This window comes from Micromonospora sp. NPDC049257, assembly GCF_040678915.1.
In the GTDB taxonomy this organism is placed as follows: Bacteria; Actinomycetota; Actinomycetes; order Mycobacteriales; family Micromonosporaceae; genus Micromonospora; species Micromonospora antibiotica.
This window is the reverse complement of record NZ_JBFAQU010000005.1, coordinates 267,440-293,958: the sequence shown is the minus strand read 5'-3', so window position 1 is coordinate 293,958 and position 26,519 is coordinate 267,440. Positions and strand designations below refer to the sequence as shown.

Genomic DNA, 26,519 nt, shown 5'->3' with positions numbered 1-26,519 from the left:
CGATTACCCACCCGGTAGCGTCGCGGGCGATGTACTCTGCCGCCTTCTCCCAGTCCCGTCCCCGCCGCCGCGCCGCGTACGCCACCGGCGCGCTGCTCGCCGTGGTCCTCGCCGGCTGCGCCCAGCACGACACCCCGGACCCGGTCTGGCGTCCGGGTGGTGGCGGTGGCGCCAGCGGCTCCCCGGTACCGACCACCACCGGGGCGGCCGGCAAGGACGAGTCGGTGACCCTGTCGGCAACCGGGGACATCGTGATGGGGATGGCCCCGTCCCGGCTGCCCGCCAACGGCGGCAAGGGCTTCTTCGACGAGGTCAAGGGTGCGCTCAAGGCCGACCTGGTGATGGGCAACCTGGAGGAGCCGCTCACCACCGACACCGGCACCGGCAAGTGCGGCGCGAACGCCAGCAACTGCTACCAGTTCCGCGTCCCCCCGGAGTACGCCTCCCATCTCAAGGACGCCGGATTCCAGCTGCTCAACCAGGCCAACAACCACGGCTACGACTTCGGCCCGCAGGGCTACGAGAACACCCAGCAGGCACTGGAGAAGCACGGCCTTAAGCACACCGGGGCGCCGGACCAGATCACCGTGGTCGACGTCGGCGGGGTGAAGGTCGCGGTGGCCGGCTTCTCGTCGTACCCGTGGTCCAACAGCCTGGTCGACATCGACGCCGCCAAGGGGGTCGTCGAGAAGGCCGCCACCATGGCCGACCTGGTCGTGGTGCAGGTGCACATGGGTGGCGAGGGGTCGGACAAGACCCGGGTCCGGCCCGGCACCGAGATGTTCCTCGGCGAGAACCGGGGTGACCCGGTGAAGTTCTCCCACGCCATGATCGACGCCGGGGCCGACCTGATCGTCGGGCACGGTCCGCACGTGCTGCGCGGGATGGAGTTCTACCAGGGCCGGTTGATCGCGTACAGCCTGGGCAACTTCGCCGGGGGTGCCCGGTCGCTCAACCCGACCGGCCGGCTCGGCTGGGGCGGGGTGCTGAAGGTCTCCCTCAAGCCCGACGGCAGCTTCGCCGGTGGCTCGTTCACCTCCACCCGGATGAGTTCCGTGGGCAAGCCGGGGATGGACTCCGCCGACCAGGGGCTCGGGCTGGTCAAGCAGCTCAGCGGCAACGACTTCCCGCGTACCGGGGCGCGGTTCGACGGCAAGGGGAAGATCAGCCCGCCCGACGCCGGCTGACCCGGGGGCGTGCTCCGGCGGCCCGTCGGGGCGGCGACGTAGGCTGGCCGGCGTGACCATCAGCTCTCCCGGCCGGGTCGAGACGGAACTCGGCCGTACCCGGCGTGCCCGGCGGATCGGCCGGGCGCTGACCGAGGCGCACCCGGACGCCCACTGCGAACTCGACCACTCCACCGCGTTGGAGCTGGCCGTCGCCACGATCCTCTCCGCCCAGTGCACCGACAAGAAGGTCAACGAGGTCACCCCGAAGCTGTTCGCCCGCTATTCGACGGCGGCCGACTACGCCGGGGCGGACCGGGGCGAGCTGGAGGAGCTGATCCGGCCGACCGGGTTCTACCGCAACAAGACCGACTCGCTGATCAAGCTGGGCCAGGCCCTGACCGAGCGGTACGACGGCCGGGTCCCCGGCCGGCTGGCCGACCTGGTGACGCTGCCCGGGATCGGCCGCAAGACGGCCAACGTCATCCTCGGCAACGCCTTCGACGTCCCGGGGATCACCGTCGACACCCACTTCCAGCGGCTGGTGCAGCGCTGGGGGCTGACCATCCAGACCGACCCCGTCAAGATCGAACACGAGATCGGGGCGATCTTCCCCAAGCGGGAGTGGACCATGCTCTCCCACCGGATCATCTTCCACGGCCGGCGGGTCTGTCACGCCCGCAAGCCGGCCTGCGGGGCGTGCACCCTGAGCCGGCTCTGCCCGTCGTACGGGCTCGGGCCGACCGAGCCGGCCGCCGCCGCCAAGCTGCTCAAGGGCCCCCGGGCCCGGGAGCTCGCGGTCGCCGCCGGGGTCGACCCGGAGCTGGTGCCGGCACAGGCCGTCGTCGCGGAGGCACCGTGAAACGCCGGTTCGCCGCACTGCTCGTCCCGCCGCTGCTGGTCCTCGCCGGCTGCACCGCCGCCGCCGAGCCGACAGGCTCCGCCACCGGCCCCGACCGAGCCCCGCGCCCGTCGCCGTTCGCCGACTGCGCCACCCTGACCGCCCCGCCGGCCCCCGGCACCGCCGCCCCCACCGGGTCCGCCGGTGCCGCCGCCCCCACCGGGTCCGCCGGTGCCGGCGACGGCAGCGGTACGGCCGGCAGCCCGGCTCCGGCCGACGGTGGCGGCAGCCTCCTGCCCGAGCTGACGCTCTCCTGCTTCACCGGTGGGTCCCCGGTGGCGTTGCGCGACATCCACGGCCCGGCCGTGATCAACGTGTGGGCCTCCTGGTGCCCGCCCTGCCGCCAGGAGCTGCCCGCCTTCCAACGGCTCAGCGTCCGCGCCGCCGGCCAGCTCCAGGTGATCGGGGTGAACAGCCGGGACAGCCGGGACGGCGCGCAGGCCATCGGTGAGGACTTCGGCATCCGGTTCCCGGTGCTCTTCGACCAGGGCGAGGCGTTGCAACGGGAGCTGCGTCGCACGGCCGTGCCGCTCACCCTGCTGGTCGACGCGCAGGGGCGGATCCGGCACACCGACAACTCCGGCGCGCTCGACGACGCCCGCCTCGCCGACCTGGTCCGCCGGCACCTCGGTCTGGCGGTGCCCGCGTGAGGCCGACCCCCGGTGCCGGGCCGACCCGGTGAATCCCCGTCCGCCGTCCTGGTTCGACCCGCTGCTGGACCGGCTCGGCACCGCCCGTGCCGAGGACTTCACCCGATTGACCACCCCCGAGGAGGGCGGCCGGGAAAGCGCGGTGCTGGTGCTGCTCGGTGAACAGCCCGGCGTCGGCCCCGACGTGCTGGTCCTACAACGGGCCGCCACGCTGCGCAACCACGCCGGCCAACCGGCCTTCCCCGGCGGCGCGGCCGACCCGGAGGACGCCGACGCGCGGGCCACCGCGCTGCGCGAGGCCAACGAGGAGGTCGACCTCGACCCGGCCAGCGTGACCGTCCTCGCCGAGCTGCCGAAGCTCTGGATCCCGGTCAGCGACTTCGTGGTCACCCCGGTGCTGGCCTGGTGGCACAGCCCGCACCCGGTGCACCCCCGGGAGCCGGCCGAGGTGGCGCACGTCGCGCGGCTGCCCGTCGCCGAGTTGGTCGACCCGGCCAACCGGCTGCGGGTCCGCCACTCCAGCGGCTGGATCGGCCCGGCGTTCTCCGTCCGGGGGATGCTGGTCTGGGGTTTCACCGCCGGAGTGCTGGCCGCCCTGCTGGAGATGGGCGGTTGGGCCCGGCCGTGGCCCTGGTCGCGGGTGGTCGAGCTGCCGCCGACCGGGGCCACCCCGGCCCCCTCGGCCGGCACCGACGAGGCCGACGAACTGGCCGGCCCGCTGACCTGACCGTCACGTTCCGCATCCACAGCGCCGCACGGGTGTCCGGTGCACGTACCCTTGACCGGTGTCGGCCGTGGATCTCGTTCTGCTCCTGCTCATGCTGGTGTTCGCGATCAGCGGATACCGTCAGGGCTTCGTCATCGGGGCGTTGTCGTTCTCCGGGTTCTTCCTGGGTGCGCTCATCGGTCTCCAGCTCGGGCCGTTGCTGGCCCGACAGTTCGTCGACAGCGGGACACGGGTGCTGGTCTCCCTGGTCGCGGTGTTCGGGCTCGCCGTGCTCGGCCAGGCGCTGGCCGGTTGGCTCGGCTCCCACCTGCGACGCACGATCACCAACGACACCGCCAGGCGGGCCGACGACATCGGGGGCGCGTTCGTCTCGATCCTCGCGGTGATGCTGGTGGCCTGGCTGGTCGCGGTCCCGCTGGGCTCCTCGTCGCTGCCCTGGTTGGCCGCCTCGGTCAAGAACAGCGCGCTGCTGACCGTGGTGGACCGGGTCCTGCCCGACCAGGCCCAGGAGTTGTCCACCGCGCTGCGGGACACCGTCGACACCAACGGGTTCCCCGACGTGTTCAACGGGCTGGGCCGTACCTCGGCGCGGCAGGTCGCCCCACCGGACCCGGCGCTGGCCGGCTCCCAGGTGGTGGCGAACAGCCAGCGGGCGGTGGTGAAGGTGCTGGGTTCCGCGCCGAGCTGCTCACGCCGGATCGAGGGTTCCGGCTTCGTCTACGCCGACGACCGGGTGATGACCAACGCGCACGTGGTGGCCGGCACCCGTACCGTCGCGGTCGAACTGCGCGGCGAGCGGTACGACGGTGAGGTCGTCGTCTACGACCCGGACCGCGACCTGGCCGTGCTGTACGTGCCGGGGCTGCCCGGTCCGTCCCTGCGCTTCGCCGCCGGGCAGGCCGGCAGCGGCGCGGACGCGATCGTGCTGGGTTTCCCCCTCGACGGCCCGTACGACGCCCGGCCGGCCCGGATCCGGGACGTGGACCGGATCGAGGGCCCGGACATCTACAACGCCAGCAAGGTGAACCGGGAGATCTACACGATCCGGGCGCTGGTGCGCAGCGGGAACTCCGGCGGCCCGCTGGTCTCCTCCAACGGCCTGGTGCTCGGGGTGATCTTCGCGGCGGCGGCGGACGACCCGAACACCGGTTTTGCGGTCACCGCCGAGGAGGCCCGACCGGTGGCGCTGGCCGGCGCGGAGCGTACCCGTGGGGTGGCCACCGGCGACTGCACCTGAGCCCGCCGACGCCTCCCGACCGGCCGGGACCGGGGTCAGCCGGCGGTCGGGCGGGACCCGGGGTCAGCCGACGGCCGGAGCGTGGGCGGGCGGGGTGTCCCCGCCCGCCGGGGCGCGGCCGGGCAGCTTGGCCCGGCCCCAGGTCAGTGAGCGGTCGAGCACCGCCCGCGCCATGATCACCACACAGGTGCCGCCGTTGACGAAGGACGCCACCACGTCGCTCGGGTGGTGCATGCCCCGGTACATCCGGGTCACCGCAACCCCGACCGGCACCAGCACCAGCAGGGTCCACCAGGTGACCTTGCCGGCGGTGCTCCTGGCCCGCAGCGCCAGCAGCAGCGCGATACCGGCATAGAGGGCGACCGACGCCGAGGTGTGGCCGGACGGGAAGCTCGACGTCGGCGGGGAGACGTCCATGTGTTCCACCGCCGGGCGCTGCCGGTCGATGGCCATCGTGGTGAGCAGGAAGACCAGCGCCTGGGCGGTCACCGCCGCGCAGAGGAACAGCGGCTCCCGCCAGCGGTGCAGCACCAGCCGGAGCACCAGCGCCACCAGCACGGTGACCACGACGATCAGTTGGGTGCTGGCCAGCGTGCTGAACACCAGCGAGACGTCGTTCCACCCGCCGGTGCGGTCGGCGGCCAACTCCCGGTTGACCGTGTCCTCCACGGTCAACGGCCAGACGTCGTCGAGGACCCGGGTCACCAGCAGCCCGAGCAGGACCATGAAGGCGAGCAGCAGGGTCACCGGGAGAAGGACCCGCTTGGCGACCTGCGCAGCGATGGCGGACATGGCCGCCCAGTACCCCCGCCGGTGGCCCGCTACGCGTACGGGCCCGGTCGATCGGCCACTTCCGGCGACACCCCGTCCACGGTGGCCCGGGTGGCCGGCAGCCCGGCCTGCTCCCGCCAGGTGCGCAACGCCGCCGTGGTGGCCGCCGCCACCGCCACCCCCAGCAGGCAGCCGCCGAACACGTCGCTGGCCCAGTGCACGCCCAGCGCCACCCGACTCAGCCCGGTCACCCCGACCAGCAGCACGGCTGCCGTCCAGAGCAGCACCCGGGCCACCGGGCGGCCCCGGGTGAACGGCAGGAACACCAGCAGCAGCACCCCCGCCGCGAGGGTCGCGTTCAGCGCGTGCCCGGACGGGAAGGAGAACCCGGCGGCGCGGGCCACCGGGTCGAGCAGCTCCGGTCGTTCCCGGCCGACGAGCAGCTTCAACAGCGCACCGAGCGCCCCGCCGACGGCCATCGTGGTGACCACCCAGAGCGCCAGCCGGCGGGCTCCGCGACGCCACGACCACACCACCACGACCAGCGCGGCCACCCGCAGCGGCCCCGGCGAGGCCAGGTGCGTCCACGCCTTCATCGCCCGCACCCACACCGGATGGTCGGCGGCGAACCGGTGCAGGGCGTCGGTGACCGCGGCGTCCAGGTCGTGCAGCGGCGACCAGGCCCCCACCACCAGCACCGCCAGCAACGCGAACGGCACCAGCAGCAGGAACGCCGCCGCCGACGCCAGGGTCAACCGCAACCCGAGCGAGTGGTCCCGGTCCAGGCGGCGGTCCCGCCAGGACCGTTCCGACGGGGGTACGGAGGTACGCGGGCCGGAGGAACTCATGCGCCCTGCTCTACCCACCCGCGCCCGATCTCAGGCCCGGTTCAACGGCCCCACAACCGGAACCGGCGCACCATCAACGCCACCCCGGTGACCAGGGCGACCATCACGGCTACCCCGGTCCACAGCCGGCGGGGGGCGGCGTCGTCGGCACCGCCGGCCGGCTGGGCCGTCCACCGGGTCTGCTGGCGGGGTGCGGCGAAGCCGAGCGGGTCGCTGCCGGTGCCCCCGGCCCGGGTGTCGTCGGCGGCACCGGGGGCGGGGCCGAACCCGACCACCCCGGGGGAGTCGTTGTCGTCCAACGGGTTGCGGTAGATCAGCGGCACGTCGGCGGTGAGCGCGGCGACCGGGTCGACCAGGCCGTACCCGAAGCGGTCGTCCCGGCCGGTCGGACCGATGTCCTTCGCGGTGCTCAGCAGGCGGTTCACCACGTCCCCGGCGGACATCTGCGGGTAGCGGGCGCGGACCAGGGCGGCGGTCGCCGTCACCAGCGGCGCGGCGAAGCTGGTGCCCTGCACCCCCCAGTAGTTGCTCGGCGGGCGGGCCCCGACCAGGCCGGTCGCCGGAGCGGTCAGCGTGGTGGCGTGGCCGGTGATCGAACCGGACCACAGGTTCTCACTGTCGCGTTCCAGACCGGCCACCGCGATCACCCCCGGCTCCCGGGCCGGATACCAGACCTTCGACGTGGTGGAGGTGGCGACGTTGCCGGTGCAGGCCACCACCACCACGTCCCGGGCGAACGCGTAGTCCAGCGCGGCGGCCAGGGCCGGGCTGTCGCCGCTGCCACCCAGCGACAGGTTGATCACGCGGGCGCCGTTGTCGACCGCCCAGCGCACCCCCTTGGCGACGATCATCGCGTCGTCGTAGCGGTTCTCGTCGTCGAGCACCCGGACCGGCAGGATCCGGGCGTCCGGCGCGAGCCCGACCACCCCCCGCCGGTCGTCGCCGCGCCCGGCGATCAGGCTGGCCACCGTGGTGCCGTGCCCCACCGGGTCCGGCTCGTCGCCACCGGCGGGGGAGACCAGGTCCATGCCGGGCAGCACCTGGCCGACCAGGTCGGGGTGGCCACCGTCCACCCCGGAATCGATCACCGCGACCGTCACGCCGCGCCCGGTCGAGGTACGCCAGGCGGTGGCCGCGTTCAGCTCGTCGAGCTGGAACTGGTCGTCGCGGACCCGGTCGGCACGGGCCTGCACCGGGGCGAAGTCGGGTTCGGCCAGCGGGGTGCCGGTGCGCGCCCCGGCCAGCGCGGCCGGACGGCCGGCCACCGTGGAGACCGACGACGGGGCCGGCATGGAGGCGGGGACCGCGGCGGCAGCCGGAGGTGGGGCCGTGCCCAACACGGTGACGGTGGTCGCCGCGACACCGAGCAGCGCCCGCCCGGCGAACCGGTGCAGCGCCGTCGGGGAGCCCTGCCCAACCCTGGTCACATCGTCAGCCATTCATCACGGGACACCTGCTGCACGGAGATTACCGGTTCTCCCCGCCGACACGGCACGTTCCGGCACACCCGGATCACGGTGGCGGCAGATGGGCCAGTTGCACGAGGCGTACGCCCTCGCGTCGGGTGACCAGCCGGCCACGCCCCGCCGGCAACGGACCCGGCCGGACCGCACCCACCAACTGCCCCTCGTCGGGGCTGCCGCTCATCACCAGTCCGGCGGTGGACAACTCGCGCAGGCGCTGCACGATCGGCTCGTACTGGGACCGGCCGGCGCCACCGCAGCGGCGGGCCAGCACCAGGTGCAGGCCGACGTCACGGGCCTGGGGCAGATGCTCCTCCAACGCCCGCAGCGGGTTCGCCGGACCGCTGGCCACCAGGTCGTAGTCGTCGACCAGGATGAACAGTTCCGGGCCGGACCACCAGGAACGGTCCCGCAACTGCGCCGGGGTGACCTCCGGGCCGGGCAGTCGACCCTGCATGTAACCGGCGACCGACTCGATTAACTCGGCGGTGTGTGCCGCCGCCGTCCCGTACCCGATCAGGTGGTCGGTCTCGACGGTGCCGAGCAGGCTGCGCCGGTAGTCGACCAGGATCACCCGGGCCTGCTCCGGGGTGAACCGGTCGATGATCGAGGTGGCCAGCGCCCGCAGGAACGACGACTTGCCGCACTCGGCGTCACCGAAGACCACGAAGTGCGGCTCGGTGGTGAAGTCGAGCAGCACCGGGCGCAAATCCGCCTCGGCGATCCCGACCGGGAACGCCAGGCCGGTGCCGGCACCCTTGTCCAACTCGGCGTACGGCAGCACCGGGGGAAGCAACCGCACCCGGGGGGCGACCGGGCCCGACCAGGCACCGGCGACCGCCTTCACCAGATCCCCGGTGTCCCCGCCGGTGAGCTGCGGCAGGGCCGTGAGCAGGTGCAGGCTCTGCGCGGTGATCCCCCGGCCCGCCTGCTCCGGCACCCCGGCCGCCGCCGCCCGCTTCACCACCGAGTCCGACGGGTCGCCCAGACGCAGCTCCACCCGGGAACCGAACAGGTCCCGGATGCCGGGCCGGAAGTCCAGCCAACGCACGGCGCTCGCCACCACGTGCACCCCGTAGGACAGACCCCGGGTGGCCAGGTCGGTGATCAGGGGTTCCAGGTCGTCGTACTCGCCGCGCAGGGTGGCCCAGCCGTCCACGACGAGGAACACGTCACCGAACGGGTCGACGGTGGGCTGACCGGCGGCGGTGAGTGCCCGGCGGCGGTCACGCCACGCCGCCATCGACTCCACCCCGAGCTCGGCGAAGCGGCGTTCCCGCTCGGCGAGCAGGGTGGCGACCTCCCCGACGGTACGCCGGACCACCGTCGGGTCGGCCCGGCCGGCCACCCCGCCCACGTGCGGCAGCTCCCGCAGCGCGGTCAACCCGCCGCCACCGAAGTCCAGGCAGTAGACCTGCACCTCGGTCGGCGTGTGGGTGAGCGCCAGCGCGCAGACCAACGTCCGCACCGCGTGCGACTTGCCGCTCTGCGGTGCCCCGACCACGGCCACGTGCCCGGCCGGCCCGCCCAGCGCCAACCACAGCAGGTCGCGTCGCTGCTCGTACGGCTTGTCGACGATCGCCACCGGCACCTGGAGGCCACCGTGCAGCTCCGGGTTGGCGAAGCCCAGGCCACGCTGCGGGTCGACGGTGGGCGGACCGAGCAACTCGTCCAGGGTGGGCGCGTGCTCCAGCGGCGGCAGCCACACCTGGTGGGCCGGCGGACCCTGCCCGGCCAACCGGCCGACCAGCGTGTCGAGCAGGGTCTCGGCGGTCTCCCCGACGGCCGGCAGGGCCACCGGGGCGACCGGTTCCGGCACCGGGACGAGGTGGGTGGAGAAGGCGAGCAGCCGGGCCACCCCGCCCGCCCCGCCGCCGGTCCCCCCGCTGCGCCGCCGGACCGGCCCGGAGACGTACGCGGCCCGGAACCGGACCAGCGGGTCGGTGCCGGCGCGCAGGTAGCCGTGCCCGGGGGAGCGGGGCAGCTCGTGGGCGTCCGGCACCCCCAGCACCGTGCGGGACTCCAACGCCGAGAAGGTCCGCAACCCGATCCGGTACGACAGGTGGGTGTCCAACCCGCGCAGCCGCCCCTCCTCCAGCCGCTGGCTGGCCAGCAGCAGGTGCACGCCGAGTGACCGGCCGAGCCGACCGATCTGCACGAACAGGTCGATGAAGTCGGGCTTGGCCGACAGCAGCTCGGAGAACTCGTCGCAGACCAGCAGCAGTGACGGCAGCGGGGCGAGCGGCGCACCGGCCGCCCGGGCCCGCTCGTAGTCGCGCAGGCTGGCGAAGTTGCCGGCCCGGCGTAGCAGCTCCTGGCGGCGCATCAGCTCGCCGTTGATGGCGTCCACCATCCGGTCGACCAGCGGCAACGCGTCGACCAGGTTGGTGATCACGGCGGCGGTGTGCGGCAGCCGGTCGAAGGAGGCGAAGGTGGCTCCGCCCTTGAAGTCGACAAGCACGAAGTTGAGCTGCTCCGAGCTGTGCGTGGCGGCCAACGCCAACACCAGGGTACGCAGCAGCTCCGACTTGCCGGAGCCGGTCGCGCCGATCAGCAACCCGTGCGGGCCCATCCCGTCCTGCGCGGACTCCTTGAGGTCCAGCTCGACCGCGCCGCCGTCCACGCCGACGCCGATCGGCACCCGCAGCCGGTCGCGGGGTGAGCGGGGCAGCCAACCCTGGTCGGCGGTGAACCCCTCCGGATCGCCGAGCCCGAGCAGCTCGGGAAGGTCGAGTTCGGCACCGGGGGTGGCCTCGGTGCCCCGGCTGACGGCGGCGAGCCGCAGCGGGGCGAGCCGGCGGGCGACCGCCTCCGCGTCGGCGACGTCCAGCCGGTCGGCGCGGCCCACCTCGGCGTGCCCCTCGGCCGACCAGGAGTGCAGCCGGCCGGCCCGGACCTCCAGCAGCAGGGCGAACCGGTCCAGCAGGCGCGGCGGCGGGGTGTCCAGGTCGAGCACGGTGACCGCGTCGATGCCGCCGTCGCCGGTCAGTTCGGTGGCGTCGGTCAGGTCGCCGCCGTCGAGGAGCACCACCACGTGCGGGCCGTCGGTGGCCGGCCCGGCCGGGCTGAACCGGGACCGGCTGGCCAGCACCTCGCCGAGGAGCCGTTCCAGCTCGACGGCGGAGCTGGCGACCAGCCGGACCGGGCCCAGCGCGTCGACCCTGCTCGGGTGGTGGGCGTGCGGCAGCCACTTGACCCACTCCCAGTGCCGCCGCCGTTCCGGGCCGGCGCAGACCGCGACGAGCAACTCGTCGGGGGCGTGGAAGACGGCGAGCTGGGTGAGCATCGCGCGGGCCAGCGCCTGCGCGTCGGGCGACCCCGTGCCGCCGCTCTCCGCCGCCCCGCCGGTGCCGTCGGACCGCCCACCCCGGACGAAGACCCGGGCGAAGCTGCGCAGCGACAGCGCCACCGGCAGGTCCGGCACCACCGAGTACGCGTCGAGGAAACGCCGCAGCGCCCCGGCGGTCATCGGCTCCAACTCCTCCAGGGGGCGGGTGACCGGCGGGACCAGCGGGGTGGCCAGCGTCTGCGGCCCGACGGCGATCCGGACCACACCGAAGTCCGGGTCGCCGGGGCGGCGTTCCCAGACCCGGTGGCTGTCCACCGTCGACCAGAGCCGACCCGGGTCCGGGTGCCGGTAGTACAGCCCGGCACGCTGCTGCCGGGCGGTCTGCCGGACCCGTCGCCGCAGCCCGGTCAGGTGCCGCAGGTACTCCCGGCGGGCGGCCATCATCTCCGACTTCCTCGGCGTGCCGGAGGCACTGCCCCAGGAGGTCATCAGCATCGCCACCGAGGAGAGCCCGAACATGCCGCCCACCACGTACGAGTAGGCGCCGCCGCCCCGACCGAACATCATCGCCATCGCCACCGTGCCACCCAGCATCGGCAGCACCATCAGTGCCTGCTGCCAGCGTCCGCCGGTGACCACGGGGATCTCCGGCGGGCCCTCCACGGGCAGCTCGCCGACCGGGATCTCCGGCGCGGGCCGGCGCGGTGGCCGCTTGATGACGACAGTGGACAAAAGGCACCTCCCTGTGGCGCTCGGTAACCCGAACCTGGCTCATCGTAGGTAAAGTGCGCGTCGTCCGTCAGCCACCGCTCCCGATCGATATGGAGTCCAGTCGATGACAACCGGGCTGGCCAGGGTCACCATCAGCGCCCCCGGGCGCCGCGTCGACGTGGCCCTGCCGGAGCAGGTGCCCCTGGCCGAACTGCTCCCCGAGGTGCTGCGGCACGCCGGCGAGGGGTTGGCCGACGACGGCGAGCGGCACGGCGGCTGGGTGCTGCGACGCACCGACGGCGCGGTCCTGGTGACCGCGCAGCCGCTGCTGCCGCAGGGGGTGCGCGACGGCGAGGTGCTGCACCTGGTGCCCGCCCACGACCAGTGGCCCGAGCTGGAGTACGACGACGTGGTCGAGGCCATCGCCGACGGCGCCCGCCGCCGGGGGGCCGCCTGGTCGGCGGCGACCACCCGGGCCGCCGTACTGGCCGGGGCGGGGGTGCCGCTGGCCGTGGGGCTGCTCGCCGTCCTGGCCGCCGGGCCGGGGCAACCCGCCGGCTGGCCCGCCGCGGGCGCGGTGGCGCTGCTGCTCACCCTCGCCGCCACGATCGCCTCCCGGGCGTACGGCGACGGCCCGACCGGGGCCACCCTCGGCGGCTACGCCCTGCCGTACGCCGCGACGGCGGGTGCCCTCGCGGTCAGCTCCGGGGACCCGGTCGGGTCGGTGCAGCCGCTGCCCTGGCTCGGCGCACCCGAACTCCTCGCCGGTGCGGTGGCGCTGCTCCTGGCCGCCGTCCTGGGTCTGCTCGGCGTCGCCACCCGGCTGCGGGTCTTCGTGGCCGGCGCGACCGTCGGCGCGGTGGGTACGCTCGCCGGCCTGGGTGGGCTGCTGCTCACCTCGGCCGCCACCGCCGCCGTACTGCTCTGCGTGCTGGTCTTCGCCCTCGGGGTGCTGCCGTTGGCGGCGATCCGGCTGGGCAAGGTGCCGCTGCCGCCGATCACCCTGCCGGACGCCCCGACGGGCGGCCCGGACGGGGTGCGGGACCTGCCGGACCGGGGTCGGGTGTACGCGGCGGTGGCCCGCAGCGAGGAGATGCTGACCGGGATGCTGCTCGGGCACGCCACCCTGGTCGTCGCGACCGTGTCGGTGCTCGCCGTCACCGGCGGCGTCGCCGGGCGGGTGCTGGTGGCGGTCGGGGCGGCGGTGCTGCTGCTGCGGTCCCGGCTGTTCGTGGCGGTCCGGCACCGGGTGCCCCCGGTGGTCGCCGGGCTGGCCGGGTTCGTGGTGCTCGGCGCGGTGCTCGCCGGCCGTTCCGGTGCCCTCGGGCTGCTGGCGTTGAGCGGGGGAGGGCTGTTCGTCGCCCTGCTCGCCGTCGCCGCCGGTACGACGTACGCCCGGCGACCGGTCTCGCCATACCTCGGTCGGGTGGCTGACCTGACGGACACCGCGCTGGTGGTGTCGGTGGTGCCGGTGGCCTGCGCGGTGCTGGACCTCTACGACACCGCCCGGGGCCTGCTGGGCTGAGGCCGACCGGCCGCCCTGTCACGCCGCAGGCCCGGACCACCGGGGTCCGGGCCTGCGGCGGAGCTGGTGGGTCAGTGGGCGGTGCCGCCCTGCGCCTCGGCGTCGCGGGCCCGCTGGTAGGACGCCAACACCTCGGCCTCGGCCTCGACCCGGCCGACCCAGGTGGCACCCTCGACCGACTTGCCCGGTTCGAGATCCTTGTAGACCTCGAAGAAGTGCTGGATCTCCAGCCGGTCGAACTCGCCCAGGTGGTGGATGTCGCGCAGGTGCTCCTGGCGGGGGTCCTCGTAGGGCACGCAGAGGACCTTGTCGTCGCCGCCCTTCTCGTCGGTCATCCGGAACATGCCGATGGTGCGGCAGCGGATCAGGCAGCCCGGGAAGGTCGGCTCGGGCACCAGCACCAGCGCGTCCAGCGGGTCGCCGTCCTCGCCGAGGGTGCCCTCGATGAAGCCGTAGTCGGCTGGGTACTGGGTCGACGTGAACAGGGTGCGGTCCAGCCGGATCCGGCCGGTCGCGTGGTCCACCTCGTACTTGTTTCGGTGACCCTTCGGGATCTCAACCGTGACGTCGAAATCCATCTCCCACGCTCCCTCGTCTGCCCACGCTGGCTGAACGGAACCACTGACGCCCCCGGTGCGGATGAATGGCCACCCGTCGGCTCCGGACGCCGCATAGTCTTCGGACCGAAGTAGTGTCACCCAGGCGAGTTCGGCGGCGGGAGGAGGGGGTCGTGGGGAGGGAAGATTCACACTACCGCCCGGAGGGGGTTGACGGCCGGGGTTCGGGGCGACCCGTGACCGGCGGGGCCACCGGCCGGGTGTCGGTGCCCGACGCGAACGTCCCACGCCGCCCGGAGTCGACCCCCGAGTCACCGTCGGCCGCTGGTCGGGCCGCCGACCAGCCGCCCCCGCCGGTCTGGCGTCCACCGGCCACGGCCGCCGCCGGTCGCGCGGCCGTCGGCTCCGCCCCGGCAGCCCCGCACTCCGGCTCCGCGCAGGTCCCGCCGCACGCCGGTAGCGCCCCGGCCGCGCCGCACTCCGGCTCCGCGCAGGTCGCGCCGCACGCCGGCAGTGCACCGGCCACGCCGCACGCCGGGTCCGCGCAGGTCGCGCCGCACCGTGGCGCGGCGTCGGTCTCCCCCGGGGGCGGGATGCCGTCGCCGCCCGTCCATTCGTCGTCACCTGCCCAGCCGGGGTCGACTGGTCATCCTTCGCCTGCCCACCCGTCGTCGGCTGGCCAGCCGGGGCCGGCGTCGCGTCCCGTACCCCCCGGTTCCGCGCCGGTCACCGGCCCACCGGGGGCGGCCGGTGGGCCGCCGCGTCGTCGTCGGCGGTGGGTGCCGGTGCTGCTGGTCGTCGTGCTGCTGGTCGGCCTCGCCGGGGCGGCGGCGGTGCTCCGGCCCGGTCCGGTCGCCGGCTGGCTGGGCGCGGACCCCACCCCGTCGCCCTCCGCGCGTCCCCCCGAGCCCGATCCGTCCCCGGTGCTCGCCGGCCCCGACGCCGCCGCCCCGGTGCCGACCCCCGCCGGGGTACGCGCCGCGGTCGAGCCGCTGACCGGTGCCGCCGCCCTGGGTAGCCGGGTGAACGTGTCGGTGGCCGACGTGGTGAGCGGCGAATCGCTGTACGCCAGGGGCGGCGACGACGGCACCGTCCCCGCCTCGGTCACCAAGCTCGCAACCGGGGTGACCGTGTTGAAGGCGCGGGGCCCCGGCTACCGGATCGCGACCCGCGTGCTCGCCGGGGCGAACCCGGGCGAGGTGGTGCTGGTCGGTGGGGGCGACCCGACCCTGGCCGTCGACAAATCCGGCTTCTATCCCGGTGCCGCCCGGCTCGACACCCTCGCCGCCCAGGTCAAGCAGGCCCTCGGCCGCACCGCCCCGACCCGGGTGGTGGTCGACTCGACCCTCTTCCCCGGCCCGGTCCACGGTCCCGGCTGGGACGCGGACATCCCGACCGGCGGCTTCGGCGCGTCGATCACCGCGCTGATGACCGACGGCGCACGCCAGGACCCGGCGGGGGCGCGGAAGAACTTCGCCGACAGCCACGGTGCGGCCACCCGGTACGCCGAGCCCGACCTGGCCGCCGGCCGCTCCTTCGCCCGACTGCTCGGCCTGCCGGAGACCGGGGTGGTCCGGGGCACCGCCCCGGCGGCCGGCGGCGCGACGGAGGGTGGCGCACCCGCGCCCGGCACCGAACTGGGCAAGGTCGAGTCGCTGCCCATGATCCGGCTGGTCGACATCATGATCACCGACAGCGACAACGTGATCGCCGAGGCGCTGGCCCGCCAGGTCGCCCTGGCCCGCAACCAGCAGGCGTCCTTCGCCGGTGGCGCGGCGGCGATGGACGAGGTGATCGGCGAGCTGGGCCTGCCGGCCGACGAGATCAGCCTCGCCGACGCCAGCGGACTGTCCCGGAGCAACCGGATCAGCCCCTCGCTGCTCACCGACCTGATCGCGTTGGCCGGCAACGGCACCCACCCGGAGTTGACCGCCATCTTCGGCGGCCTCCCGGTGGCCGCCTGGTCGGGCACCCTCGGCACCCGGTACGAGTCGACGTCCACCGCCGCCGGGGCCGGCGTGGTCCGGGCCAAGACCGGCACCCTGACCGGGGTGCACGCCATCGCCGGCCTGGTGACCACCCGCGACGGCCGGCTGCTCACCTTCGCCGTGCTCACCGACCAGGCGCCGGGCGGCGACCCGGAGGTGACCCGGGCGGCACTGGACCGGATCGCCGGTGCACTGGCCGGCTGCGGCTGCCGCTGAGCGGGTCCGGTCGCCTGCCGCTGAGCGGTCCCCGTCCGCCCGCTGCCGTCCAGCGGGTCGCGCCCGGGCCGGCCGTCGAGCAGCCAGTCGTGCGGAACCGGCCGGGGTGTCGCGGCGCGGGTACGGTGGGTGGCATGGCGCAGTTCGTGGACTGGGATCTGGCCGCCGCCACCGCGGGGGCGCTGAGCAAGTCGGGCCCCCGCGTGTCGTACGCGGAGGCCACCGAGGTGGTCGGCGATCTACGCCGGCTCACCGACGAGGCGGCCGGGCACGTCGCCGACTACACGGGGCTGCGCCCGCAGGTGGGTCATCCGCCGGTGCGGGTGGTGGACCGGCGGGACTGGGCGGCCACCAACATCGCCGGCCTGCGGGAGGTGATCACCCCACTGGTCAGCCGGCTCTCCGGCGACAAGCCGCCAGGCGTACTCACGGAGGCCGTCGGCTCCCGGCTCACCGGGGTGCAGGCCGGCACCGTGCTGGCGTACCTCTCCGGCCGGGTGCTCGGCCAGTACGAGGTCTTCTCCGCCGACCCGGGTCAGCTGCTGCTGGTCGCGCCGAACATCGTCGAGGTGGAGCGCAAGCTCGGTGCCGACCCGCGCGACTTCCGGCTCTGGGTGTGCCTGCACGAGGTCACCCACCGCACCCAGTTCACCGCCGTGCCGTGGATGCGGGCGTACTTCCTCGGTGAGGTGCAGGCGTTCGTGGACGCCTCCCAGGGCACCGAACACCTGGTCGAGCGCCTGCGCAGGGGGGTGTCCACCCTCTCCGACGCGGTACGCGACCCGGACAGCCGCACCAGCGTGCTGGACATCGTGCAGACCCCGGCGCAGCGGGCGGTGCTGGACCGGCTGACCGCGCTGATGACCCTGCTGGAGGGGCACGCCGAGTTCGTGATGGACGGCGTCGGCCCGCAGGTCATCCCCAGCGTGGAGCGGATCCGGGCGGGGTTCAACCGCCGCCGCGAGGCGGGCAACCCGCTGGAGAAGGCGATCCGCCGGCTGCTCGGCGTGGACGTCAAGATGCGCCAGTACGCCGAGGGGCGCAAGTTCGTGCACGGCGTGGTCGAGCAGGTGGGCATGGCCGGCTTCAACAAGATCTTCGGTTCGCCGCTGACCCTGCCCCGGCTGGACGAGCTGGGTGACCCGGCCGCCTGGGTGGCCCGGGTACACGGCCCGGCCGGCGCCACCCCGACCGCCGGCTGACCCCGGTGGCCGGTCGGCCCAGCTCCGTCGACCCGGTGGCCGGGGACAGCTCCGTCGGCCCGGCCGTGGGTCCGGTGGTTGGGGACAGCGCTGTCGGCCCGACCGTCGGCCCGGTGGTCGGGCAGAGCGGTGCCGAGCCGGTGGGCGGAACCAGTTGCGTCGACCCGACAGTGGCCGGACGGCACGTTCGCGGTGCCCCGCCCGGGGTGGCCCTCGCGCCGTCGGTGGCCACCCTCCGGGTCGCGGTGCGCCGTGCCCTGGCCGGGTTGCCCGCTGACGGGCCGGTACTGGTGGCCTGCTCGGGCGGGCCGGACTCGCTCGCCCTCGCCGTCGCCACCGCCTTCGTGACGTCCCGGCTCGGGCGGCGGGCCGCTCTGGTGACCGTCGACCACGGGTTGCAGGCCGGGTCGGCCGAACGTGCCGCCGCCGTCGCCGACTGGGCTGCGAGCGTCGGGTTCGATCCGGTCGAGGCGGTGCCGGTGACGGTGGCCGGCCGGCCGGGGGGGCCCGAGGCGGCCGCCCGGCAGGCCCGCTACCAGGCGCTCTCGGACGCCGCCCGCCGGCATCGGGCCAGTGCCGTCCTGCTCGGACACACCCGCGACGACCAGGCCGAGACGGTGCTGCTGGCGCTCGCCCGGGGGGCCGGCCCGCGCGGGCTGGCCGGGATGCCCGCCCGGCGGGACCTGGCCGGGGTGCCGCTGCTGCGCCCCCTGCTCGACGTCACCCGGGCACAGACCCGCGACGCGTGCGCGGCGTCGGGCCTGACCCCGTGGCAGGACCCGCACAACACCGATCCGTCGTACGCGCGGGCCCGGGTCCGCGCCGACGTGCTGCCGGCCCTGGTCACCGCCCTCGGCGAGGGGGTCCTGGACAATCTGGCCCGGACAGCCCGACTGCTCGCCGCCGACACCGCCGCCCTGGACGACCTGGCCGCCGCCGCCCTCGCCACCCCGCCACCCCCATCCGACGGGGCGGCAGTCGACCGGCCTCCCCTGCGGGACGGTGGGGGCTTGTCCGTCGTGGCGCTGGCCGGATTGCCGGGGGCGGTCCGCAGCCGGGTGCTGCACGCCTGGGCGCGGGAGTTGGGGGCCCCACCCGGTGCGCTCTCCCACCGGCACGTGGACGCGCTGGACGCGCTGGTCACCGCCTGGCGGGGGCAGGGTGCGACGGCGCTGCCCGGCGGGGTACGCGTCGGCCGTCGGGGCGGCCGGCTGCTGCCCGTCGGCTGAGCACATCCGATCGGGGTCCGTCGGCTGGGCGCGCCCGAGTGGGGGACCCGTTGGCTGGGCGCGTCCCGAGCGGGGATCCGTTGGCTGGCCGAGTGCGCCTCAGGCAGGGTGGCCGGGGGCGGGGGAGTGATCAGATTGCGTTTTGAGCATTCGGGCCGGCATGTCGTCTCCATTTTCGCAATCTGATCATGATGCGCCGAGCGCCGAGCGCCGAGCGCCGAGCGCCGAGCGCCGAGCGCCGAGCGCCGAGCGCCGAGCGTCGAGCGTCGAGCGCCGAGCGTCGAGGCGCCCGCGCAGCGGCGTGGCCGCGTACCCGTGGGGGTGGGTTGGGGTGGTGCGGTAGACAGGGCTGATGGCGTACCCCCGCAGTGCCCTGTTCGCCCCGCACGGTGCCGTCTCGACCAGCCACCCGCTCGCGGCGGCGGCGGGCCTGGCCGTGCTGCGGCGCGGCGGCAACGCCGTCGACGCGGCGCTGGCCACCGCGATCACGTTGACCGTGGTGCAGCCGCCGTCCAACGACATCGGTGGTGACCTGTTCGCCATCGTCTGGGACGGCGACCGGCTGCACGGTCTCGCCGCCGCCGGGCGGTCACCGGCCGGGCTGACCCGGGAGGTGGTGCTGGCCGCCACCGGCGGGGCGGCGGCGGAACCGGTGGCGGCGCTCGGCGGCGAGCAGGCGGCCGGGCCGGCGATGCCCGCCCGGGGCTGGTTGCCGGTGACCGTGCCGGGTGCGCCGGCCGGCTGGCGGGACCTGCACGACCGGTTCGGTGTGCTGCCCTTCGCCGACCTGTTCACCGACGCGGTCGGGTACGCCGAGCATGGCCACCCGGTCTCCACCGGCACCGCCGCCACCTGGGCGCGGGCGCTGGCGCAGCCGGTGCCGACGGGTGCCGAGTTCACCGAGTTCGACCGGGTCTTCACGGTGGCGGGTCGGGCACCCCGGCCGGGTGAACGCTGGCGCAATCCGGCGGCGGCCCGGACGCTGCGGCTGATCGCCGCCAGCGGCGCGGAGGACTTCTACCGGGGTGCGATCGCGGCGGCCCTGGACCGGCACGCCGCCCGGACCGGTGGCTTCCTCACCGCCGCCGACCTGGCCGCGCACACCTCGACCTGGGTCGACCCGGTCAGCGTCCGCTACCGGGGGCACGAGGTGTGGGAGCTTCCGCCGCCGGGGCAGGGGCTGGCGGCGCTGCAGGCGCTGGGCGTCCTCGACGGGCTCGACCCGGTCGCCGACCCGGTGGACCGGGTGCACCGGCAGGTGGAGGCGGTCAAGCTCGGCTTCGCCGACGCGCACGCGCACGTGGCCGACCCGGACCGGGCCGACGTGCCGACCGCCGGCCTGCTCGACCCGGGCTACCTGGCGGGGCGGTGGGCGCTGCTCACCGACCGGGCCGGCGACCCGGTGGCCGGCACGCCCGAACGGGGCGGCACCGTATACCTCTGCACGGCCGACGCCGACGGCCTGATGGTCAGCCTGATCCAGTCCACCTACCTGGGGTTCGGCTCCCGGGTGGTGTTGCCCGGCCACGGTTTCGCCCTGCAGAACCGGGGTACCGGTTTCCGGCTCGACCCGGGTCATCCCAACGTGGTGGGGCCGGCCAAGCGGCCCTTCCACACGATCATCCCGGGCTTCCTGACCCGTGCCGGGGCACCGGTCGGGCCGTTCGGGGTGATGGGCGGGCACATGCAGCCGCAGGGGCACGTCCAACTGGTCGCCGCGACCGTCGATGCCGGCCTCGATCCGCAGGCCGCCCTGGACGCTCCCCGCTGGTACTGGCACGCCGGCCGGACCCTGCTCGTCGAGCCGGCCCTGGCGGCGGAGCCCGGCCTGGTCGCGGGGTTGCGTGCTCGGGGCCACGAGGTCACCGTCGCCGACGAGCCGTCGGTCTTCGGGTACGGCCAGGCGCTGTGGCGTGACCCGGCCGGCGGCTGGGTGGTCGGCGCGGAGCCCCGGGTGGACGGCGCGGCACTGGGCTACTGATCGTCGGCGCGTCCGGTCGGTGATGTGGTCCGTGCCGGATCGGTGGTGGGCTCAGGCGGTGGGGACCCGGTCGCGGAAGGTGGTGCGGTAGCCCTGCGGGGTGGTGCCGAGCCGGCGGGCGAAGTGGTGGCGCAGGGCGGCGGCGTCGGGGAAACCCGAGCGGCCGGCGACGCTCTCCACGCTGAGCCGGGTCTCCTCCAGCAGCCGGCGGGCCAGCAGCACCCGCTGGTTGGTGAGCCAGTCGTGCGGGGTGGTGCCGGTCTCGGCCCGGAACCGGCGGGCGAAGGTCCGCGGTGACATGCCGGCGCGGGCGGCCAGCTCGTCCACGGTGGTCGGCCGGTCCAGGTGCCCCACCAGCCAGCTCAGCACCGGTTCGAGGGTGGGGGCGTCGGGGGTGGCCGGGATCGGCGCCTCGACGTACTGGGACTGGCCGCCGTCGCGGTGCGGCGGGACCACCATCCGCCGGGCGAGCCGGGTGGCGGTGCCCGAACCGTGTTCCTGGCGTACCAGGTGCAGGCAGGCGTCGATGCCGGCGGCGGTGCCGGCGCTGGTCAGCACCGGCCCGTCGGCCACGTAGAGGCTGTTGCACCGGACCCGGGCCGAGGGGTGGCGGCGTTGCAGCTCGTCGACGTACTTCCAGTGGGTGGTGCACTCCCGGCCGTCGAGCAGGCCGGCCGCACCGAGCACGAACGCCGCGGAACAGACGCTGAACACGTACGCCCCCCGGTCGGCGGCGCGGCGCAGCGCGGCCAGCACCGTCTCGGGCAGCTCACCGTCGCCGTGGGTGTACGCGGGCACCGCGACCAGGTCGGCGTCGTCGACCGGGGCGAGGTCGGCGTGCGGGGTGAGGCCGAAGCCGGAGGCGGTGCGCACCGGGTCGCCGTCGGCGGTGCAGACCGTGAACCGGTAGCCGGGGAAACCGTCGTCGGTGCGGTCGGTGCCGAAGACCTCGGTGAGCACGCCCAGCTCGAAGACGGCCACCTGGTCCAGTGCGATGACGGCCACCGATCGGATCATGTGACGAGGGTAACCGCAGGAGTGGCAGAAAATCGAGGGGGCATGGCATTACTGCCACTGTCCGGCGCTGGGGTGGGGGCGGAAACTGGTAGCAGTCCGGTGCGCGCCGGCGGCGAAAACCACTCAGATCCCCGGAAAGTGAGCGCCGCCATGCAGTTGCTGTTGTTCCTGCTCTTCATCGTCGCGCTGGCCGTCGCCTCGGCGGTCGGCCTGACCGCCGACACCCGTGACTCCGCCGACTGGAAGCCCACCGAGGACGGTCGCCGCTGGCGGTCCCACGCCTGCTGAGGTGGTTGCTCCCGGTGTGCCGGAAAAAACCGTGGCGGGGTCGCGCCGAAAGGTGCGGCCCCGCCGACGCGGGTCGGCCGGCGTACGGCAGGCTAGGAGCATGGCTGACGGCTCCTGGTACGACGCCGACATCGATCACGTGATCATCTCCGAGGCACAGATCCGCGAGAAAACGGCGGAGCTGGCCAAGCAGGTCTCGGCGGACTATGCCGGGGTCACCGACGGGCTCCTGCTCGTCTGCGTACTCAAGGGCGCGGTCATGTTCATGGCCGACTTCGCCAGGGCGTTGGGCCGCCAGGGTCCACCCGTGGAGCTGGACTTCATGGCCATCTCCTCGTACGGCCAGGGCACCACCTCCTCCGGCGTGGTACGCATCCTCAAGGACCTGGACCGGGACATCGCCGGTCGGCACGTGGTGGTGGTCGAGGACATCGTCGACTCCGGCCTGACCCTGTCCTGGCTGCTGCGCTACCTGGAGTCCCGGTCGGCGGCCAGCGTCGAGGTGGTGGCCCTGTTCCGCAAACCGGAGGCGGTGAAGGTCACGGTCCCGGTGAAGTACGTCGGCTTCGACATCCCCACCGAGTTCGTGGTCGGCTACGGCCTGGACTTCGGCGAGCGCTACCGCGAGCTGCCGTACGTCGGTGTGCTCAAGCCCGAGGTCTACGCCCGGGCCTGAACGTCCGCTCGTATCGGTCGTCATCGAGCGGACGTTCAGCGGGCTCCCAGCCAATCCGACTACGGTAGGGACGGGTGGCGTGGGGGCAGCTCCGCGCCCGGCACCCCGACCCGCGTGACCGGGCGGTCGACGGAGCCGGTGCGCAGTTCCCCGCCACGTCGGCTGAGACCCCGGTTCGCCGTCCACGCGGGCGCCGGGCTCGCAGGCTCGCAACTCGGGGTCACGAATGTGCCCGACTGCGGGGCTCGCAAGCTCGCACCTGGCGCGCACGGTGTACCGTCGAATGACCGCGGTGCGGCAGTTCGCGCGCCCCGGGGTCGAGGCCGGCCCGCACGGCGGCTCGACGCCGCCTCCGGCGGCGACACCATTCAGACGGTCAGGACGTCGATCAGGAGGATGCGGGCGCCTCGGCGCTCGACAACAGCATGGAACGTACGCGTTTCTTCCGCCGACCGGTGGTCTGGATCATCCTGGTCATCCTCGGCGCCGTTGTGCTCAGTCAGCTGTTCACCGCTGGTCCCAGCTACCACCGGGTGGACACTTCCGTTGCGCTCGACCAACTGCACACCGCCAAGATCAACAAGGTCGTCTTCCAGGACAAGGAGCAGACGCTCCAGCTCAACCTGGCCGAGAAGACCAAGTTCGGCGACACCACGACCGACCGGATCGAGGCCCAGTTCCCGTACCAGGCCGGCGAGCAGGTCTGGAACGAGGTCCTCGAGGCCAAGGCGGCCAACCGGGTCACCGGCCCGGCCGACGCCAAGGTGTCGTCCGACAGCATCTGGGTGAGCCTGCTGGTCAACCTGCTGCCCATCGCGCTGCTCGTGCTCCTGCTGCTGTTCTTCATGTCGCAGATGCAGGGTGGCGGCTCCCGGGTGCTCAACTTCGGCAAGTCCAAGGCGAAGATGATCACCAAGGACACCCCGAAGACGACCTTCGCGGACGTGGCCGGGGCCGAGGAGGCGGTGGAGGAACTCCACGAGATCAAGGACTTCCTCCAGAACCCCGCGAAATACCAGGCCCTGGGCGCCAAGATCCCGAAGGGCGTACTGCTCTTCGGCCCGCCCGGTACCGGTAAGACGCTGCTGGCCCGCGCCGTCGCCGGCGAGGCCGGGGTGCCGTTCTACTCGATCTCCGGCTCGGACTTCGTGGAGATGTTCGTCGGTGTCGGCGCCAGCCGGGTCCGCGACCTCTTCGAGCAGGCCAAGGCGAACGCCCCGGCGATCGTCTTCGTCGACGAGATCGACGCCGTGGGCCGGCACCGTGGCGCCGGCATGGGCGGCGGCCACGACGAGCGGGAGCAGACCCTCAACCAGCTGCTCGTCGAGATGGACGGCTTCGACACCAAGGGCGGGGTCATCCTGATCGCCGCCACCAACCGGCCGGACATCCTCGACCCGGCGCTGCTGCGTCCGGGCCGGTTCGACCGGCAGATCCCCGTCGACGCCCCCGACATGGAGGGCCGCAAGGCGATCCTGCGGGTGCACGCCAAGGGCAAGCCGTTCACCCCCGACGTCGACCTCGACGCGGTCGCCCGGCGTACCCCCGGCTTCTCCGGGGCCGACCTGGCCAACGTGATCAACGAGTCCGCGCTGCTCACCGCCCGCAAGGAACAGCGGGCGATCAGCAACGACTCGCTGGAGGAGTCGATCGACCGGGTGATCGCCGGGCCGCAGCGCCGGACCCGGGTGATGAGCGACCAGGAAAAGAAGATCACCGCGTACCACGAGGGTGGGCACGCGCTGGTCGCCTGGGCGCTGCCGCACGCCGCGCCGGTGCACAAGGTGACCATCCTGTCCCGGGGGCGTTCGCTGGGGCACACCCTGGTCCTGCCGACCGAGGACAAGTACACCCAGACCCGGGCCGAGATGATCGACACCCTGGCGTACGCGCTGGGCGGTCGGGCCGCCGAGGAACTCGTCTTCCACGAGCCCACCACCGGCGCCGGCAACGACATCGAGAAGGCCACCCAGTTGGCCCGCGCGATGATCACGCAGTACGGCATGAGCTCGAAGCTCGGCGCGATCAAGTACGGCACCAGCGGGGACGAGCCGTTCCTCGGCCGCAACATGGGCCACGAGCGGGACTACTCCGACTCGGTCGCCGCCGAGATCGACGGCGAGATGCGGGCCCTGATCGAACTGGCCCACGACGAGGCCTGGGAGATCCTGGTGGAATACCGGGACGTCCTGGACAGGATGGTCCTGGAGCTGATGGAGAAGGAAACCCTCTCCACCGCCGACATGGCCCGGATCTGCTCGCGGGTGGTCAAGCGCCCGCCGATGGCCCCGTACAACGGCTTCGGCAAGCGCCTGCCCTCCACTGAGCCGCCGGTGCTTACCCCGGCCGAGAAGGAGAAGCTCAAGGCGCAAGCCACCGCGGACGGCATCTCCGTCGGCGGCTCCTCGAACAACTCGGACGGTCTGCACTGAACACCGACGCCGCGGCCAGCCCCGACAACGCGGGGCTGGCCGCCTCGTCCACCGAGCCCGGAGACGAGACACTCGACTACGTCGCCGCCCGCCTGATCAGCGGCAAGCTCAACGGTCGTCCGATCGAGGACACCATGGACCTCGGCCGGATCGAGAAGGCGGTCCGCGAGATCCTCATCGCGGTCGGGGAGGACCCCGACCGCGACGGCCTCCAGCAGACCCCCGCCCGGGTCGCCAGGGCGTACGCCGAACTCTTCGCCGGCCTCCGGGTCGACCCGGCCCAGGTGCTCAGCACCACCTTCGAGGCCAACCACGAGGAGTTGGTGCTCGTCCGGGACATCGACATGATGAGCCTCTGTGAGCACCACCTGCTGCCGTTCCGGGGCAGCGCGCACATCGGCTACATCCCCGGCCCCGACGGTCGCATCACCGGCCTGTCCAAGCTGGCCCGACTGGTCGAGGTCTTCGCCCGGCGTCCGCAGGTGCAGGAGCGGCTCACCTCGCAGATCGCCGACCTGCTGATGAGCCGACTGCAACCGCGCGGCGTCATCGTGATACTCGAATGCGAGCACATGTGCATGGCCATGCGCGGCATCCAGAAGAGCGGCGCCAAGACCATCACCTCGGCCGTGCGCGGCGTGCTCCAGCACGACGCGAAGTCCCGCGCCGAGGCGATGTCACTGATCATCCCCCGCTGAGCCCTGAGCCCTGAGCCCTGAGCCCTGAGCCCTGAGCCCTGAGCCCTGAGCCCTGAGCCCTGAGCCCTGAGCCCTGAGCTGGCGTGCGGGCCGGGGTCAGCGGTGCGGGCCGGGGCCGGCGGTCAGCCGGCCAGCAGGGCCAGCATGATCCCGGCGGTGGTCACCACCGCCGGCACCAGGCAGGTCAGCAGCCCCAGCCGGGGGGTACGCTCCCACCTCCCGTCCGGTCCTGGAGGGAACAGCCGGCTGATCCCGACCCAGCCGGCCGCGAACGCCGCCGCCGGCATCGGCAGGCCCACCACCAGCGCCGCCACGCTCACCGGGCCGGAGTCGACCGTCAGGAACAGCACCAACTGCACCACCGGCACGATCAGCGCCAGCGGACCGTACACCAGCAGGTTGCGCCACCGGGGTGGCCAGGCCGCCGGACGCGGCGCACCGCGCGCGGCCAACGCCGCGTCCGCGCCCTCCACCCAGCCCTGGGCCGTACGCAGTCCGGCCAGCACCGCCGCCGGACCGCCCAGCATCACCCTGGTGGCCTCGGTCAGCTCCGGCGGCGTCGGGGCCAACGAGATCGCCGGTACACCCAACTCGCGCAGCCTCGCCTGCTGCGGCACCAACCGGGCGCGTACCTCGGCCAACTCCGCACGGGCCGCCTCCACGGCGCGGGACTGCGCCGCGGCAGCCGTCGCCGCACCCCGGCGTACCCCGTCGAGCTGGCGGGCGGCGGCCAGATACTCGGTCCACGCTGCGGTCATCGACGGGGCCGGCTCACCGGCGGGCCGCTGCCGGACCGGTGCCACCGTCACCGCGTCATCGATGCTCACGCCCGACGCTCCGCACGACAGGTCACGGCCAGGTCCCCCTCGCGGTCGGTCACCTCAGGTCCCCCTCGCGGTCGCCCAGCTGCGGCCCCCGTGGCGGTCGGTCCCTCGCGGTCAGGCCGC

Annotated in this window: 21 protein-coding genes; 14 read left to right on the top strand and 7 right to left on the bottom strand. The window is 74.1% G+C overall.

Translation table 11 applies throughout. The features are described from left to right. Nucleotides 1-29 precede the first annotated feature (29 nt). Genes AB0K25_RS11490 through AB0K25_RS11470 form a run of 5 tightly spaced genes read left to right on the top strand, consistent with a single transcriptional unit; the run spans nucleotide 30 to nucleotide 4,681 of the window. Complete coding sequence (locus tag AB0K25_RS11490; RefSeq protein WP_219465101.1) at nucleotides 30-1,187, top strand: CapA family protein; 1,158 nt, start codon at nucleotides 30-32, stop codon at nucleotides 1,185-1,187. A 52-nt stretch (nucleotides 1,188-1,239) separates the two neighbouring features. Beyond that, nucleotides 1,240-2,028, top strand: coding sequence for an endonuclease III (gene nth, locus AB0K25_RS11485; protein ID WP_357536498.1), 789 nt, complete (start codon nucleotides 1,240-1,242; stop codon nucleotides 2,026-2,028). After that, nucleotides 2,025-2,717, top strand: coding sequence for a TlpA disulfide reductase family protein (locus tag AB0K25_RS11480; RefSeq protein ID WP_357536496.1), 693 nt, complete (start codon nucleotides 2,025-2,027; stop codon nucleotides 2,715-2,717). Before nth ends, AB0K25_RS11480 begins: the two co-directional genes overlap by 4 nt. Before the next feature lie 28 nt (nucleotides 2,718-2,745). Beyond that, nucleotides 2,746-3,444 carry a CoA pyrophosphatase gene (locus AB0K25_RS11475; RefSeq protein WP_208567726.1) on the top strand — a complete coding sequence of 233 codons (699 nt, stop codon included), beginning with the start codon at nucleotides 2,746-2,748 and terminating at the stop codon, nucleotides 3,442-3,444. A gap of 58 nt (nucleotides 3,445-3,502) precedes the next feature. Beyond that, the gene (locus AB0K25_RS11470) at nucleotides 3,503-4,681 is read left to right on the top strand and encodes a MarP family serine protease (protein ID WP_208567727.1); all 1,179 of its coding nucleotides are present in this window, start codon (nucleotides 3,503-3,505) and stop codon (nucleotides 4,679-4,681) included. Between the two features lie 63 nt (nucleotides 4,682-4,744). On the opposite strand, the gene AB0K25_RS11465 is transcribed toward AB0K25_RS11470, so the two are convergent. The 4 genes from AB0K25_RS11465 to eccCa form a co-directional block, all read right to left on the bottom strand. Further along, on the bottom strand, nucleotides 4,745-5,473 hold the full coding sequence (locus AB0K25_RS11465) for a phosphatase PAP2 family protein (protein ID WP_357536494.1): 729 nt from the start codon (nucleotides 5,471-5,473) through the stop codon (nucleotides 4,745-4,747). A gap of 29 nt (nucleotides 5,474-5,502) precedes the next feature. Continuing rightward, nucleotides 5,503-6,300 (bottom strand): phosphatase PAP2 family protein, encoded by a 798-nt coding sequence (locus AB0K25_RS11460; RefSeq protein WP_357536492.1) that lies wholly within the window; start codon nucleotides 6,298-6,300, stop codon nucleotides 5,503-5,505. A 41-nt stretch (nucleotides 6,301-6,341) separates the two neighbouring features. Then, nucleotides 6,342-7,739 carry a type VII secretion-associated serine protease mycosin gene (mycP, locus tag AB0K25_RS11455; RefSeq protein WP_357536490.1) on the bottom strand — a complete coding sequence of 466 codons (1,398 nt, stop codon included), beginning with the start codon at nucleotides 7,737-7,739 and terminating at the stop codon, nucleotides 6,342-6,344. Between the two features lie 73 nt (nucleotides 7,740-7,812). Beyond that, entirely contained in the window at nucleotides 7,813-11,784 is a 3,972-nt protein-coding gene (gene eccCa, locus AB0K25_RS11450; protein ID WP_357536488.1) for a type VII secretion protein EccCa, read from the bottom strand. Between the two features lie 103 nt (nucleotides 11,785-11,887). On the opposite strand from eccCa, the gene eccD reads away from it, so the two are divergent. Then, nucleotides 11,888-13,288 (top strand): type VII secretion integral membrane protein EccD, encoded by a 1,401-nt coding sequence (gene eccD, locus AB0K25_RS11445; RefSeq protein WP_357021399.1) that lies wholly within the window; start codon nucleotides 11,888-11,890, stop codon nucleotides 13,286-13,288. 71 nt (nucleotides 13,289-13,359) lie between these two features. Here eccD and AB0K25_RS11440 read toward each other — a convergent pair whose 3' ends face one another. Next, nucleotides 13,360-13,866, bottom strand: a complete 507-nt coding sequence (locus AB0K25_RS11440) for an inorganic diphosphatase (protein ID WP_204927072.1) — start codon at nucleotides 13,864-13,866, stop codon at nucleotides 13,360-13,362. 572 nt (nucleotides 13,867-14,438) lie between these two features. Here AB0K25_RS11440 and dacB point away from each other — a divergent pair. The 4 genes from dacB to AB0K25_RS11420 all read left to right on the top strand — a co-directional run bounded on the left by dacB (nucleotide 14,439) and on the right by AB0K25_RS11420 (nucleotide 20,461). Next, nucleotides 14,439-16,049: a D-alanyl-D-alanine carboxypeptidase/D-alanyl-D-alanine-endopeptidase gene (dacB, locus tag AB0K25_RS11435; RefSeq protein WP_363819897.1), complete on the top strand. Its 1,611-nt coding sequence runs from the start codon at nucleotides 14,439-14,441 to the stop codon at nucleotides 16,047-16,049. Between the two features lie 134 nt (nucleotides 16,050-16,183). Beyond that, complete coding sequence (locus tag AB0K25_RS11430) at nucleotides 16,184-17,251, top strand: zinc-dependent metalloprotease (protein WP_208567733.1); 1,068 nt, start codon at nucleotides 16,184-16,186, stop codon at nucleotides 17,249-17,251. 206 nt (nucleotides 17,252-17,457) lie between these two features. Further along, nucleotides 17,458-18,480, top strand: coding sequence for a tRNA lysidine(34) synthetase TilS (gene tilS / locus AB0K25_RS11425; RefSeq protein WP_357536607.1), 1,023 nt, complete (start codon nucleotides 17,458-17,460; stop codon nucleotides 18,478-18,480). 352 nt (nucleotides 18,481-18,832) lie between these two features. After that, nucleotides 18,833-20,461, top strand: a complete 1,629-nt coding sequence (locus AB0K25_RS11420) for a gamma-glutamyltransferase family protein (RefSeq protein ID WP_357536484.1) — start codon at nucleotides 18,833-18,835, stop codon at nucleotides 20,459-20,461. Between the two features lie 51 nt (nucleotides 20,462-20,512). Here AB0K25_RS11420 and AB0K25_RS11415 read toward each other — a convergent pair whose 3' ends face one another. Then, nucleotides 20,513-21,478 (bottom strand): helix-turn-helix domain-containing protein, encoded by a 966-nt coding sequence (locus AB0K25_RS11415; protein ID WP_219465093.1) that lies wholly within the window; start codon nucleotides 21,476-21,478, stop codon nucleotides 20,513-20,515. A gap of 150 nt (nucleotides 21,479-21,628) precedes the next feature. Here AB0K25_RS11415 and AB0K25_RS11410 point away from each other — a divergent pair, with 150 nt between their 5' ends. From AB0K25_RS11410 to folE, 4 genes are all read left to right on the top strand, one after another. Next, nucleotides 21,629-21,766, top strand: a complete 138-nt coding sequence (locus AB0K25_RS11410) for a hypothetical protein (protein WP_363819843.1) — start codon at nucleotides 21,629-21,631, stop codon at nucleotides 21,764-21,766. Nucleotides 21,767-21,866: 100 nt separating this feature from the next. Next, entirely contained in the window at nucleotides 21,867-22,442 is a 576-nt protein-coding gene (hpt, locus tag AB0K25_RS11405) for a hypoxanthine phosphoribosyltransferase (protein ID WP_208567737.1), read from the top strand. Between the two features lie 425 nt (nucleotides 22,443-22,867). Next, nucleotides 22,868-24,874, top strand: coding sequence for an ATP-dependent zinc metalloprotease FtsH (ftsH, locus tag AB0K25_RS11400; RefSeq protein ID WP_219465091.1), 2,007 nt, complete (start codon nucleotides 22,868-22,870; stop codon nucleotides 24,872-24,874). A 35-nt stretch (nucleotides 24,875-24,909) separates the two neighbouring features. Next, complete coding sequence (folE, locus tag AB0K25_RS11395) at nucleotides 24,910-25,572, top strand: GTP cyclohydrolase I FolE (RefSeq protein ID WP_219470430.1); 663 nt, start codon at nucleotides 24,910-24,912, stop codon at nucleotides 25,570-25,572. A gap of 122 nt (nucleotides 25,573-25,694) precedes the next feature. On the opposite strand, the gene AB0K25_RS11390 is transcribed toward folE, so the two are convergent. Beyond that, a complete protein-coding gene (locus AB0K25_RS11390; RefSeq protein WP_357536604.1) occupies nucleotides 25,695-26,381 on the bottom strand; it encodes a hypothetical protein in 687 nt (228 codons plus the stop codon). Between the last annotated feature and the right edge of the window lie 138 nt (nucleotides 26,382-26,519).